The sequence below is a fragment of the Thioclava sp. F36-7 genome (assembly GCF_002020075.1).
GTDB lineage: Bacteria > Pseudomonadota > Alphaproteobacteria > Rhodobacterales > Rhodobacteraceae > Thioclava > Thioclava sediminum.
Window position 1 is genome coordinate 201,271 of record NZ_MPZR01000006.1, and the last position, 13,348, is coordinate 214,618.

Sequence of the window (13,348 nt, forward strand, 5' to 3'; positions counted from 1 at the left end):
GGGGTGTCGAGGCTCAAAGCGGCGACCCTTGCGCCCAGTCCATATAGGCCTCGCGCGCCCGCTGCGTGCCCTTGCCGGGCGTGTAGCTGACATCGTCGAAGCCCGCGACCGGGGTGACCTTGGCGAAGTTGCCGGTCAGGAAAACCTCGTCGGCATTGCGGAAATCGTCGAGCGTCAGCACCGCTTCATGCACCGTCTCGCCACCCTCGCGCAGCAGGCCCATGATCCGCTTGCGCGTGAGCCCCGCGAGGAAGGTGCCGTTCGGCATGGGCGTGAAATACTCGCCATCCTTCACCATCCAGACATTCGCGGTCGCGCTTTCTGCGACATTGCCCATCGCGTCCTGCACGAGCGCGTTGCCGAAGCCCTTGCGCTGCGCCTCGACCAGCATCCGCGCGTTGTTCGGATAAAGGCAGCCCGCCTTCGCATCGGTGACGTTATCGGCCAGAACGGGGCGACGGAATTGCGTGGTGGTCAGCGTCGTCGACTTGCCCGGGTCGGGCATCGCCACCTCTTCGAGGCAGAGCGCGAATCCGGTTTCGCCGGGCTTCGGCGCCACGCCCAGATCGGAACCCGCAATCGCCCAGTACATCGGGCGCACGTAAACGGCGGCACCCTTGTCGTATTTCCGCAGGCCCTCGCGCGCAATCTCGACAATCTCCTCGGCGGCGAGAGTCGGCGTGATCATCAGCGCCTCGGCGGAGCGGTTGGTGCGCGCGCAATGCGCGTCGAGATCGGGGACGACCCCGTCGAAAAGCCGCGCCCCGTCAAAGACTGAGCTGCCTTGCCAAAGCCCGTGATCGGCGGCGCGCATGACGGCGATATCGCCCTCGTGCCATGCGCCTTCGAACCAAGTGCGGATGTTTTTGCCGAATGCCATCGGTGCCTCCTTCGTATCGGGCGCGATCCAACCACTCGCGCCCCGCGAAGTCCATACGACCGATTGTATCGGTGTCAGGTGTCGTGAGGTCCGGTCATGGGAGCGGGGCTGCGTTAACCGCATCGCAACTGCGACCTGCCTAGGCTTGCGGAAGTTTCGCCCCTTGTGGCTACCCGTAACTGGAGATTTGGCATGACCCCGGCCCGGCGCAGGCGTAAACGTCTCTTCGATCTGACGCTGGCGGTGCTGGCGCTGCCCGTGGTCTTGCCGCTGATCGTGCTTGTTTGGTTGGCGGTTGCACTGGTGCAGGGGCGACCGTGGTTCTACGGCGGCGAACGGATGCACAGTCCCACGCGCAGCTTCCGGATGTGGAAGTTCCGCACGATGGAGGCGGAGGCGGGCGATCACGGCATCACCGCCGGGCATAAGCGTGCACGGATCACCCCGCTCGGGCGGGTTCTGCGCCGCTGCCACGCCGATGAGCTGCCGCAAATCTGGAACGTCCTGCGCGGCGATATGAGCTTCGTCGGACCGCGCCCTCCGCTGCGCGAGGTGGTAGCGCGTTTCCCGCAGCTCTATGCGCAGGTGCTCGCAAGCCCGCCGGGGATCACCGGTCTCGCGAGCGTGCAGTTTGCACAAAAAGAGGCGCGTCTGCTGGCGCGATGTCGGACGGCGGAGGAGGCGCGGCGGATCTACGATCAGGCTTGCGTCCCCGAGAAAGCCCGGCTCGATCTGCTATACCAAAGGCAGGCCTCGTGGCGGCTCGATCTTGCGCTGATCTGGCAAACCCTGCGCGGAGGGATCGCGTGAGGGGAGCGCTTATCGACAAGATCGCGACGCGCCTGATCGCGCTGTCGCGCCCGCGCAAGGCGGCTGTCATCGCAACGCTCGATGCGCTGCTCGCGATGGCGTGCCTTGCGCTGGTGTTGCAACTCACGCCTGCCTTGAGCCGTGGGGGGAATGCATGGCTCCTGGTCCTGACCGGGAGCGGTCTCGCCGCAGTGGCGAGCCTTGGCTCCGGCTTGGCGCGGGTCCCCCTGAAGGACTTCGCCATGCTGGGGGCGGGAAAGGCGGTCGTCCTCTCCTGCCTCCTTGCACTGGCCCTCTGGGCCGGCCTCGGATGGCGGGGCGGCGACACTGCGCTCTTCTTTGGTTGCGCATTTCTATCGGGCATCGTGGTCCAGCGCCGGGCGCTTCTGGCGCTGACGGGATGGCTCTATCGACGCTTGAACGTCGTCTCGCGCATCGCGATCTACGGCGCGACGCCGGAGGGGATCGCGCTGGCACGGGCGTTGCGCGACCGATCCGGGTTTTTGACCTGCGCCTATCTCGACGACAGCCCGGTTTTGCGCGGCGCGACGTTGGACGGGGTGCCGGTTCTGGGTCCCGCAGCGCGTAACGCGCTGATCCGCAAGTTCAATGTCGATCGCGTCGTCCTCGCCGATCCGCGCCTGCCCGAGCAGCGTAAGGCCGCGTTGGCGCGTGACCTCTCGCGCCTTGGATTGCGCTGCGAGGCGCTGCCGGATTTCGCCCTGCTGGTCGGCGGCGCGGATCTTGCCGCGCGGCTCGAACCGGTGCGCCCCGAGCGCTGGCTGGGCCGCTGTGAGATCACCGGGGGCGACCCGCCCGAGGCGGAGTTCTACCGCGGAAAATCCGTGCTCATCTCGGGGGCGGGCGGCTCCATCGGGGCAGAGCTTTGTCGTCAGATTCTCGCCTGTGGCCCGGCGAAACTCGTCCTGCTCGAACTCTCGGAGCCCGCGCTGTTCGCCCTCCTGTCCGACCTGACGCCGCTTGCCGCCCGCGCGGGTGTCGACCTCGTCACCCGGCTCGGCTCCGCGGGGGACGCGGCGCTGGTGCGGGAGATCTTCGCACGCGAGGCGATCGACGCTGTGTTCCACGCCGCCGCCTACAAGCACGTCGCGCTGGTGGAAGAAAACCCGCTTTCCGGATTCGCGAATAACGTCACTGCCACGGTCTGCCTCGCGCAGGGGGCGCGGGCCGCGAAAGTTGCGCGGTTCGTGCTGATTTCCAGCGATAAGGCGATCGCGCCACGCTCGGCCATGGGCGCGTCGAAACGAATGGCCGAGCTGGTGGTGCAGGATCTTTCGACCCGCGCGGGCGCGACGGTTTTCTCGATCGTGCGCTTCGGCAATGTGATCGGCTCGTCCGGATCGGTCGTGCCGATTTTCGAACGGCAAATCGCGCAAGGCGGCCCGATCACGCTCACCGATCCTGACGCCACACGCTATTTCATGACCATTGCCGAGGCGGCGCGGCTCGTGCTGATAGCCGGACGCTGGGAGGTCTCGGGGCGGGTCTATGCGCTCGATATGGGGGCACCGATCCGGATCGGCGATCTCGCCCGGCAGATGGTCGAGGCGCGCGGGTTACAGCTGCGCGGGCCCGACTGCCCCGACGGCGAGATCGAGCTGTTGCGGATCGGTTTGCGGAGGGGGGAGAAGTTGCACGAGGCCCCCGTGACCGGCGCGCATAGCTGCGCGACCGCACATCCGAAGATCAGGCATGCCCCCGAGGTCCACCTCTCGGAGGGCGGGACCGCCCTGCTTCTGCGTGATCTAGATGTGGCTGTGGCGCAGCGTTGCCGAGAGCGGCTTGAGGAACTCATATCGACGCTGAGGCGAATTGAGGGCGATGCCCTAGCGCCGCTCGTTTTGGACGAAGCGTCGCGTCTACAAAGCGCGGACGCGCGGGAAATCGATGTCACCGCGAAGGGCTGGCGCCGGCAAAACGGAACGCCCGGAAGCGAAGTGGCAAGCGCCGTGAATGAGGACGCGGCGTTCGTTCCTGCTGAAACGCGCGGCGTCACCGTGCCAACACGAATGCAGTTTCTTCCCGTCCCGCCCGACGCGCGGGTCGCGTCAGGCGAAGGGATCATGGGGATAGCCGACCGCGCTTAGATAGAGCCCCTGCGGCGGGCAGACCGGCCCGCAAGCGGCGCGGTCGCGCGCGGCGAGCGCTTCGCCCACGCGCTCGGGCGGCCAGGACCCGGCGCCGACGCGCTCCAGCGTGCCGACGATCGAGCGGACCTGATTGTGCAGGAAGCTGCGCGCGCGCAGGTGAAACCGAACCTCGCGCCCATGCGGGATGTCGAGCGCCTCGATACGGATCTCGTCGAGCGTTTTGACCGGCGAGTTCGACTGGCACATGGTCGAGCGGAACGTGGTGAAGTCATGATGCCCGATCAGATGCGCCGCGCCTTGCCGCATCGCCTCGATATCGAGCGGGTTAAGCACCTGCCAGACCAGCCCGCGATCATGCGTCACCGGCGCGCGGCGTTGCACGAGCCGGAACAGGTAGCGCCGCTCCTGTGCCGAAAACCGAGAGTGGAACTCTTCCTCGACGCGGGCACAGGCGAGGATCGCGACCGGCGCGGGGCGCAGGTGATAATTCAGCGCTTCCGACAGCCGGAAGGGGTCCCAGTCCTTCGCCAAATCGGCATGCGCAACCTGCCCGGTGGCATGAACGCCCGCATCGGTGCGACCGGCCGCCGCAATCGTGTGGGGGCCGGGTTCGAGCTTCGCCAAAGCCGCCTCGACCGCGCCCTGCACCGAAGGCTGGTCGGCTTGACGCTGCCACCCGGAAAAAGGGCCCCCGTCATATTCGATTTTGAACGCGTATCTCGGCATGGATCGCCCATAGCCCGAGCGCGCCCCGTTTCGCAATCCCCTCCCGGTTCCGCGCCGCGATTGCGGGCCCCTGCTCGGGGTGGCTTGCCCTCGTCATGGCCCGGAGCTACCGATGGCCGGTCGGGCAGAGAAGGGCGCGGATATGAGTTTGACGATCATGGCGGCGGTGCTGGGCGCGGCCTTCCTGCATGCCCTGTGGAATGCGCTGATCCGCCTAGGTGGCTCGAAAATCCGCGCGATGGTGATGCTGTCGATCGCCGAGGCCGCGATCGGGCTTGTCGTCGCTTTGTCGCGCCCCTTGCCGGACAGCGCCGCGCTGGGCTGGATCCTCGCCGCGGGGGTGATCCATTTCGGCTACAAGTTCTTCCTCGCCCATGCCTATGAGCAGGGCGATCTGAGCCGGGTCTATCCGATCGCGCGCGGAACCGCGCCGATGATGGTGGCGATCGTCTCCGCCGCGCTGGCGATCGATGCGATCAGCGGGCTCGAATATGCAGGGATCGCGGTTCTGGGGCTCGGGATCGCCCTGATGGCGCGCGGCGTGTTCACCGATGGCGAAAGCCGCCGCCTGCTGCCCTATGCGCTGGGCTCGGCGCTGGCGACCGCGAGCTATACGCTGGTCGACGGGATGGGCGCACGCATCTCGGGCGAGCCCGTGGGCTATGTTGGATGGATCATGGTGCTGGGCGGGCTGTTTTTCGCGACGGGCATGGTCGGGCTGCGCGGGACCGCGATGCTGCGCGCCGCGCCGCGCGAATGGGGGATCGCGACGCTTGGGGCAGCGGCCTCCTATGCGGCTTATGCGATCTCTATCTGGGCGATGACCCGCGCGCCGATCGCGCTGGTCGCGACCCTGCGCGAGACCTCGATCCTGTTCGCGGTGCTGATTGGCTGGCTCGTCTTCGGCGAGAAGATGCGGATGACGAAGGCGCTGGCGGCGTTGTTGATCGTCTCGGGCGTGGTGCTGACGCGGGTCTGAGCGATTAGAATCGCGGCTGACCTTGGTCGTCGCAGCTGGCAGGCATGGCGTCGTCCGCCGGGCGCGCGATCAGGTGTCCGGTCACGATTTGCAGCGGCGTGAAGGGCGGCTCCTGAATCGCGGGCTGGATCTGGCGGGTCACGTAGCAGCCGCCGAAGCTCTCGGTCTTGCCGTCCCGCGTCCGGGCGCTCACCGTCACCCCGAGCGTGGTATAGATTGAACCTGCGGCGCCTTCCGCCATGACCGGGCCGATCGTGACCGAAGCCTCGGCGGTGTCTGCATAGCCTTTCGCGAAATCCGCATAATCGCCGTTCTTTTCGGGATCGGCGAAATAGCTCCAGGCGCGGGCGTAGTGATGCAGCGAGATCGCGTTATAGAGCGAGCGGATCAGCGCGGACGGGGTCGAGCGGTCGTCGAGATAATCCGGCGCGGCCATGGCTGCTTGCGCGGAAAACACGAGAGCCAGAAGTGCGAGACTGCGGCGCATGCGACCTCCGTTTCGCGGCCCGTGCGGCATGGGGCGCCGCGCCGGGGCCGCAGTTCGAGTCAGCTTCGCTCGGGCACGAGTTGTTGCACGATGCCGACGAGCAGCAGGTAGATGGATGTGACGACCAGCCCCCAATGCGCCCAGCTTGCCGGGTCGAAATCGACCCATGCGGCCCAGCCCGCGAAGAAGGTCCACAAAAGCGCCATCGGCAAGGAAACCACGCGCCAGCGCTTCGTGCGTACCGGGTGAATGAACTTGAGCGGCAGGAACATCGCGATGGCGAGCGCCACGACGACGAGCAGGATCGTCCAATAGCCGGGCTTGAGCGCGAACAGCACCAGTACCAGCATGTTCCACGCGCCCGGGAAGCCCTGGAACGAGTTGTCCTTCGTCTTCATCCGGGTGTCGGAGAAATAGACGACGCTGCCATAGGTGATCGCGATGATCGCGAGCCAGCCCGTCCATCCCGGCAGCAGGCTCGACTGGAACAGCGCGAAGGCGGGGATGAAGACATAGGTCAGATAGTCGATGATCAGGTCCATCAGGACGCCGTCATAGAGAGGGAAATTCGCCTTCACATCGTAGCGCCGCGCGAGCGGGCCATCGATCCCGTCGACGAAGAACGCGGTGACGAGCCAGAGGAACATCAGCGCCCATTCGCCCTCTGCGGCCGCGAGAAGCGCGAGCATCGACAGCACGGCGCCGGTGGCGGTGAGGAGGTGAACGAACAGGGCTTTGATGCGGATATCCATCTGTCCGTGATGCCGGATTTGCGACGCAGGGGCAAGCGAACTTCAGGCGCGCGGATGGCTCTTGTCGTAGATTTCCATCAGCCGCGCTGCATCGACGGCGGTGTAGATTTGAGTCGTTCCGAGGCTCGCATGGCCCAGCAGTTCCTGAATGGCGCGCAGGTCGCCGCCGGCGGCCAGCAGATGGGTCGCGAAGCTGTGGCGCATCGCGTGCGGTGTCGCGGTGGAGGGCAGGCCCAGCGACATGCGCGCCCGCTCCATCGCCTTGGAAATCATGCGCGGATTGAGCGGCTTTCCGCGTGCGCCGTAGAACAAGGGCGCATCCGGCTCGGTGGGGTAGGGGCACAGGCGAATGTACTCCGCGACGGCATCGCGGGCGGCGGGCACGACCGGCACGAGCCGCTCCTTGTCGCCCTTGCCGCGGATGCGCAGCACCTCGGGCAGGGGGTGGGCCTCGGCGCGCAGGGCGAGCGCTTCGGAGATTCGCAGGCCGCAGCCGTAGAGCAGCGTCAGCACCGCGGCGTCGCGCGCGGCGATCCACGGCTCCATCGCCTGCGTGTCCACCTGTTCGATCATCCCGGCCGCGGCGTCCTCGTTCAGCGGGCGCGGGAGTTTGCGCTGATATTTCGGGCTGCGGGTCGAGAGGATATGGCTCGCATCGAACCCGTCGCGATCGGCGAGCCAGCGGATGAAGCTTTTCACCGAGGAGAGCGCGCGGGCGAGCGAGCGCGACGAGACCTCGCGGCCGCGTTCATGCGCCATCCACGCCCGCATATCGGAGGGGCCCAGCTGTGCGATCCGGGCGGTGCCCAGACTCTCGCCGTGATGGGTTTGCAGAAAGCCAAGGAAGCTCGCCACGTCATGCCGGTAGGCGGTGATCGTGTGGTCGGAAGCGTCGCGCAGCCCGCGCAAATGGCTCAGCCATTCGGCGAGCGCGTCTTGCAGCCCTGCGGACGGCTCCGCCATCAATCCAGCCAGCGGCGCATCGTGCGTTCGAATACGCCCGCGAAGAAGGCCAGAAGGTCGGTGCCTTGGGAAGGTTTGAACTGATGCGGATCCTCGGCGGCCATGACCAGCATGCCGGGCAGGCGGCCGTCGCCCAGATCGAGCTGCATCAGCGCCTCGGAGCGCACCCAGTTCGCCGCTTCGCCGAAGATCGCCTCGGAGCCCGGCACGGTCTGGCGCAGCACGACCTGTCGCGGCTGCCCGCCACGCCCGCCGCGCATGTATTCGGTGATGAAGCCGGGTTCGGCCACGCAGAGAACCTCGCCCAGCTGGCGCAGAGCCGGGTCGTTCTCGTTCTGGTGGCTTTCCAGCACGAGGCGCACCGCGTCGACGCGCAGGATCTCGGCCACTTCGGTCGCGAGATTCGACAGGAAAGACTGGAAGTCATGCGGGTCGAGCATCCGGAGCACCGCGCGGTGAATCTGGTTCGTGCCCGCGAGGTTCTCATAGGCCGCCGCGATGACCGAGCGATGGGTATCTTCGAGCCGGTCGAGCCGCGCCTCGAGCCGGGACATGGCCGCGCCGCGCAGGTCGACGATATTGCCGCCCATCGCGGCCTCGTTCGCAGCGATCAGCGCCCGCATCAGGTCGCGGTCCTCGAGAATCACGTCAGGGTCGGAAATGATCTTGTCGCGGAGTTGCTCCACGAGGGCCGGTTCGGTCATGCCTGTCTCGTCGCTGGTCGATGCATCATTTTTTCCAAGCATACACGATGCGCCCCGCGACGCAGTCCAAAAAACAGCTCGTGCGACGAAAAAGGCCCGCCGGAGAGGCGGGCCTTTGTTGTATCGGACTCACGCGAGAAGATCAGATCTTCTGGCCGGTCGCTTCCCAGTCCTTGAGGAATTGGGCCAGACCCTTGTCGGTCAGCGGGTGGTTGACCATCGACTTGATAACCGCCGGCGGTGCGGTGATCACGTCGGCGCCGATGCGCGCAGCGTCGCTGATGTGGTTCACCGAGCGGATCGACGCGGCGAGGATCTGGGTCGTGAAGTCGTAGTTGTCATAGACCGTGCGGATGTCCTCGATCAGGTTCATCCCGTCGAGGTTGATGTCGTCGAGACGGCCGATGAAGGGCGAGATGAAGGTCGCGCCCGCCTTCGCGGCGAGGATCGCCTGCGCGGTCGAGAAGCACAGCGTGACATTGACCATGTGGCCTTCGGATGCGAAAGCCTTGCAAGCGGTCAGGCCGTCCCAGGTCAGCGGAACCTTGATCGCGATATTGGGGGCGATCTTGGCGAGCTTCATACCTTCTTCGATCATGTCCTTGGCTTCGGTGGCCACGACTTCGGCCGAGACCGGCCCGTGGACCATGTCGCAGATTTCTTTGGTGACTTCGAGAATGTCGCGGCCCGATTTCAGGATCAGCGACGGGTTGGTGGTCACGCCATCGACCATGCCCAGATCGTTGAGTTCCTTGATCGCGGCGGTGTCGGCGGTATCGACGAAGAATTTCATGGCAGCTCTCCTTGGCAGCAGTCGCGAGCGTGTTAGCGCAAAAGTGGCGACGGCGAAAGAGGTCGCAGCAGGACGGGGGCTCCGCCCCGCGGCTTCGCCGCTCCCCGGGATATTTAGCGCAGTTGGAAGGCATGGTGATGTCTGAACCCGGTTGGTTCGAAGAGGGCGCGCGCGTCGCGGTGCTGACGGCGGAGCCGATCGGGCGCCCGCTCGATTATCGCGCGCCGGAGGGTGGCTGCTACAACGGGGCTTTCGTCGAGGTGCCGCTGGGGCCGCGCAAGGTGCTCGGCGTGGTCTGGGGGCCGGGCGAAGGCGGTTTCGATGCCGCCAAGCTGCGTGCGGTGAACCGGGTCTTCGACGTGCCGCCGATGCGCGACGAGCTGCGGGTGTTTTTGGAGCGGATGGCGGAGTACACGATGACGCCGCTGCCGCAGGTGCTGCGGCTTGCGACGCGGGCGCCGGGCTTGGGCGACCCGCCGGGGATGCGAACGATTTACCGGCTGGGCGACCGGGAGCCATCGCGGATGACAGATGCGCGGGCGCGGGTGCTCGAGGTGCTGGAAGAGCATGGCGGTGCGGGTTTCTACCTGAGCGAGTTGGCGCATCTGGCCGGGGTCACGACGCAGGTCGTGAAGGGGTTGGTGAAGACCGGCGCGCTGATCGAGGCGGAGGTGCCGCGCGATCAGCCGTTCCCGCGGCTCGATCCGGCGCGGCCCGGCAAGGCGCTGTCGGAGGCGCAGACTGCTGCGGCGGAGGCTTTGCGCGCGGGCTCCGGGGCTTATTCGACGACGCTGCTTAAAGGCGTGACCGGCTCGGGCAAGACGGAGGTCTATCTGGAGGCGGTCGCGGAATGTCTGCGCAAGGGGCGGCAAGCGCTGGTTCTGCTGCCCGAGATCGCGCTGAGTTCCGAGTTCCTCTCGCGGGTCGAGGCGCGGTTCGGCGCGCGCCCCGGCGAGTGGCATTCCGGGGTCACGCAAAGCGAGCGGCGCAGGCTGTGGAAGGCCTGCGGGGCGGGCGAGGTGCAGCTTGTCGTCGGCGCGCGCTCGGCGCTGTTCCTACCGTTTCGCGATCTGGGGCTGATCGTGGTCGATGAGGAGCATGACAGCTCCTACAAGCAGGAGGAGGGCGTTCTCTATAACGCCCGCGACATGGCGGTGCTGCGCGCCTCGGGCTGTTCGGCGCAGGTGGTGCTGGCCTCGGCGACGCCAAGCCTCGAGACATGGGCGAATGCAGAGGCCGGGAAATATCAGCGGCTCGATCTGGGCGCGCGGTTCGGCACGGCGGAATTGCCCGAGATGGGCACGATCGACATGCGCGACGAAGCGATCGAGAGCGCGCATTGGATCGGGCCGACGCTGGTGAAAGAGGTTCTCGCGCGGGTGGCCGAAGGGCAGCAGGCGATGCTGTTTCTCAACCGTCGCGGCTATGCGCCGGTCACGATCTGCCGCGCCTGCGGGCATCAGATCGGCTGCGATCATTGTGACGCGCGGATGGTGGAGCACCGTTTCCTCAAGCGGCTCGTCTGCCACCAATGCGGCGAGACCAAGCCGATCCCGGTGAAATGTCCGAGCTGCGAGGTGGAGGGAAAGCTCGCCCCGGTCGGGCCGGGGGTGGAGCGGCTGGCCGAGGAGGTCGCGGAGCGCTTCCCCGAGGCGCGTCTGGCGGTGCTGTCCTCGGACCTGTTCGGCTCGGCCCGCGCGCTGAAGGAGAAGATTGCCGAGATTGCACAGGGCGAGGCGGATATCATCATCGGGACGCAGATCGTGGCGAAAGGGCATAACTTCCCGCGGCTGACGCTGGTGGGGGTGATCGACGCCGATCTTGGTTTGCAGGGCTCGGATCTGCGCGCGGCGGAGAAGACGTTCCAGCTGATGCGGCAGGTGGCGGGCCGGGCGGGCCGCGCCGAGGAGAAGGGCGCGGCGCTGTTGCAGACCTACCAGCCCGAACACCCGGTGATCCGCGCGATTCTGGGCGGCGACGAGGAGGCGTTCTGGGCGCAGGAGGCCGCTGCTCGGCAGGCGCAGGGCGTGCCGCCTTACGGGCGGATGGCTGGGATCATCCTGTCGGGGCCGGATTTGCAGCCGCTGTTTGAGGTGGGCAACCACCTCGCGCGCAACGATGCCGCGCTTCGCCGGATCGGGGCGCAGGTCTTCGGGCCCGCGCCTGCGCCGATCGCACGGGTGCGCGGGCGGCATCGGGTGCGGCTCTTGGTGAAGGCAGAGAAAAGCGCGCCGCTACAGGGCGCGCTCAAGGCTTGGCTCAAGGGGCTGAAGCTGCCGACCAATGCGCGGCTCGCGGTCGATATCGATCCGCAGAGCTTCCTATAGGGAGGCGCTTAGCGGCTTCCCCTTCCCTTCGCCGGTGCTTCCACCGGAAGCCCCGCCACTGACTTCGTCAGCGGTTCGCTCCGGGAACCCAGAGCACATCGTCCTTGCCGTCGTCATTCGCGATCCGGGCAGCGACGAAGAACCAGTCGGACAGGCGGTTGAGGTATTTCACCGCCCATTCGTTCACGCCTTCGATTGCGGCCAGCGACACGGCCTCGCGCTCGGCGCGGCGTGCCACGGTGCGCGACATGTGCAGGTGCGCGGCAAGCGGCGTGCCGCCCGGCAGGATGAAGCTGCGCAGCGGCTCCAACTTCTTGTTCATCGCGTCGATCTCGGTCTCGAGCCGGGTCACCTGAGACTCGACCATGCGCAGGACGGGGTAGCCCGCCTCGTCGTCATGCTCCATATCGGGCCGCGCCAGATCGGCACCCAGATCGAAGAGGTCGTTCTGGATCACGGAGAGCTGCTTTTGCAGCGCCTCATCCGCATGCAGGCGCGCAATGCCCACGGTCGCGTTCAGCTCGTCCACGGTGCCATAGGCGGTCACGCGCGCGGAATGTTTGGCGACACGCACCCCGTTCGAGAGCGCGGTTTCCCCGGCATCGCCGGTGCGCGTGTAGATGCGATTGAGAACGACCATCAGCCACCCCTTCTGAGATAAACGAACAACAGGATCAGCGCGATTGCGACCGCCTGGGCGGCAATGCGCAACCGCATCAGCTTGTTGGCATGTTTCTTGTTGAAATCGCCCCCGCGTCCGAAGCCCGCGATGCCGATCATCAAGATCACCAGAACCGCCAAACTCGCCAGAGCGACGACATAAAATAACGGGTCGTTGCGCATGTAGTCTCTCTCCCTCTGGGCTCAAGACATAGCTGGAGATCACGAAAATGCGAAAGGATTTTCAGCCCTTGTCCAGCACCCAGTCGAGCATCCGGTCGGGCAGGAAGCGGCGCACGACGCTGATTGCCTTGGTCGGCGTGGTGATCTTGTAGCGCGGCTTCGGGTTCGGGGCCTCCAGCGCCTTGAGGATCGCCTTGGTCACCTCGGAAGGGGGCAGTTCGAACGTGTCGGGCTTGCCGCGGCTTTGGTAGAGGCGCTTGAGCAGGCTGCCCTCGTATTGCGCGCGGCGGGCGGAGTTCTCCCAATCCACCCATTTCTCGAAAGGCGGGATCGAGTTGACGCGGATTTTCGAGGTAATCGGGCCGGGCTGGATCAGCACGATCTTGATATCCGTATCGGCCATTTCGAGCCGCATCACATCGGTCAGCCCCTCGAGGGCGAATTTCGTCGAGGCATAGGCCGCGCGCCATTTCAGCCCGACGAAGCCCAGCACCGAGGAGCATTGCAGGATGCGCCCCTCGCCATTGTCGCCCTGCGCGCGCATCACCTTGATCGCGCGGGTCGTCAGGTCGTGCAGGCCGAACAGGTTGGTCTCGAAGATCTCGCGCAGCGCGCCGGGCGGAATGTCCTCGGCAGCGCCGGGGCAGGCGAAGGCGGCGTTGTTGTAGAGCGCGTCGAGCCGGCCGTGCCCACGCGCAAGTGCCTCGTTGAAGCCAGCCTCGATGCTTTCGGGATCGGCCACGTCCAGTTGGAAGGAGATCAGCCCTTCGGAGCGCAGGCGCTCGCAATCCTCTTCACGGCGGCAGGTGGCGAAGACTTTCCAGCCCGCGGCTTTCAGCCCGTGGGCCGCGTCGTAGCCGATGCCCGAGGAGCATCCGGTGATCAGGATCGTCTTGGCCATGCGCGCGTCTTCCCTCTGATCCGGCGACGCAAAGAAAAACCCGCCGGAGATTTGCCTCCGACGGGGGTATTT

General features: G+C 66.4%; 14 protein-coding genes. 4 read left to right on the forward strand and 10 right to left on the reverse strand.

The annotated features are described in order from the left end of the window. Window positions 1-13 precede the first annotated feature (13 nt). On the reverse strand, window positions 14-880 hold the full coding sequence (locus tag BMI89_RS12930; protein WP_078571232.1) for a branched-chain amino acid aminotransferase: 867 nt from the start codon (window positions 878-880) through the stop codon (window positions 14-16). Window positions 881-1,072: 192 nt separating this feature from the next. On the opposite strand from BMI89_RS12930, the gene BMI89_RS12935 reads away from it, so the two are divergent. Both BMI89_RS12935 and BMI89_RS12940 read left to right on the forward strand, forming a co-directional pair. After that, window positions 1,073-1,690 (forward strand): sugar transferase, encoded by a 618-nt coding sequence (locus BMI89_RS12935; protein WP_078571233.1) that lies wholly within the window; start codon window positions 1,073-1,075, stop codon window positions 1,688-1,690. Further along, window positions 1,687-3,798 (forward strand): polysaccharide biosynthesis protein, encoded by a 2,112-nt coding sequence (locus BMI89_RS12940; protein WP_078571234.1) that lies wholly within the window; start codon window positions 1,687-1,689, stop codon window positions 3,796-3,798. The genes BMI89_RS12935 and BMI89_RS12940 overlap by 4 nt, the downstream gene beginning before the upstream one ends. On the opposite strand, the gene truA is transcribed toward BMI89_RS12940, so the two are convergent. Next, entirely contained in the window at window positions 3,760-4,527 is a 768-nt protein-coding gene (truA, locus tag BMI89_RS12945) for a tRNA pseudouridine(38-40) synthase TruA (protein WP_078571235.1), read from the reverse strand. The two genes, BMI89_RS12940 and truA, sit on opposite strands and share 39 nt — an antisense overlap. Window positions 4,528-4,669: 142 nt before the next feature. Between truA and BMI89_RS12950 the strand changes: the two genes are divergently transcribed. Further along, complete coding sequence (locus tag BMI89_RS12950; protein ID WP_078571327.1) at window positions 4,670-5,506, forward strand: DMT family transporter; 837 nt, start codon at window positions 4,670-4,672, stop codon at window positions 5,504-5,506. 4 nt (window positions 5,507-5,510) lie between these two features. Here BMI89_RS12950 and BMI89_RS12955 read toward each other — a convergent pair whose 3' ends face one another. The 5 genes from BMI89_RS12955 to fsa form a co-directional block, all read right to left on the reverse strand. Next, complete coding sequence (locus BMI89_RS12955) at window positions 5,511-5,993, reverse strand: hypothetical protein (protein WP_078571236.1); 483 nt, start codon at window positions 5,991-5,993, stop codon at window positions 5,511-5,513. Between the two features lie 59 nt (window positions 5,994-6,052). Beyond that, on the reverse strand, window positions 6,053-6,745 hold the full coding sequence (locus BMI89_RS12960) for a CDP-alcohol phosphatidyltransferase family protein (RefSeq protein WP_108722379.1): 693 nt from the start codon (window positions 6,743-6,745) through the stop codon (window positions 6,053-6,055). A gap of 42 nt (window positions 6,746-6,787) precedes the next feature. After that, complete coding sequence (locus BMI89_RS12965; protein WP_078571238.1) at window positions 6,788-7,708, reverse strand: tyrosine recombinase XerC; 921 nt, start codon at window positions 7,706-7,708, stop codon at window positions 6,788-6,790. Then, entirely contained in the window at window positions 7,708-8,412 is a 705-nt protein-coding gene (locus BMI89_RS12970; protein WP_078571239.1) for a DUF484 family protein, read from the reverse strand. The genes BMI89_RS12965 and BMI89_RS12970 overlap by 1 nt, the downstream gene beginning before the upstream one ends. 142 nt (window positions 8,413-8,554) lie before the next feature. Continuing rightward, window positions 8,555-9,205, reverse strand: a complete 651-nt coding sequence (fsa, locus tag BMI89_RS12975) for a fructose-6-phosphate aldolase (RefSeq protein ID WP_078542596.1) — start codon at window positions 9,203-9,205, stop codon at window positions 8,555-8,557. Window positions 9,206-9,342: 137 nt separating this feature from the next. On the opposite strand from fsa, the gene BMI89_RS12980 reads away from it, so the two are divergent. Then, the gene (locus BMI89_RS12980) at window positions 9,343-11,532 is read left to right on the forward strand and encodes a primosomal protein N' (RefSeq protein WP_078571329.1); all 2,190 of its coding nucleotides are present in this window, start codon (window positions 9,343-9,345) and stop codon (window positions 11,530-11,532) included. Window positions 11,533-11,599: 67 nt separating this feature from the next. On the opposite strand, the gene BMI89_RS12985 is transcribed toward BMI89_RS12980, so the two are convergent. The 3 genes from BMI89_RS12985 to BMI89_RS12995 all read right to left on the reverse strand — a co-directional run bounded on the left by BMI89_RS12985 (window position 11,600) and on the right by BMI89_RS12995 (window position 13,276). After that, on the reverse strand, window positions 11,600-12,172 hold the full coding sequence (locus BMI89_RS12985) for a cob(I)yrinic acid a,c-diamide adenosyltransferase (protein WP_078571240.1): 573 nt from the start codon (window positions 12,170-12,172) through the stop codon (window positions 11,600-11,602). After that, window positions 12,172-12,375, reverse strand: coding sequence for a twin transmembrane helix small protein (locus BMI89_RS12990; RefSeq protein ID WP_078521361.1), 204 nt, complete (start codon window positions 12,373-12,375; stop codon window positions 12,172-12,174). Before BMI89_RS12990 ends, BMI89_RS12985 begins: the two co-directional genes overlap by 1 nt. A gap of 61 nt (window positions 12,376-12,436) precedes the next feature. After that, complete coding sequence (locus BMI89_RS12995; RefSeq protein ID WP_078542598.1) at window positions 12,437-13,276, reverse strand: SDR family NAD(P)-dependent oxidoreductase; 840 nt, start codon at window positions 13,274-13,276, stop codon at window positions 12,437-12,439. Window positions 13,277-13,348 lie beyond the last annotated feature (72 nt).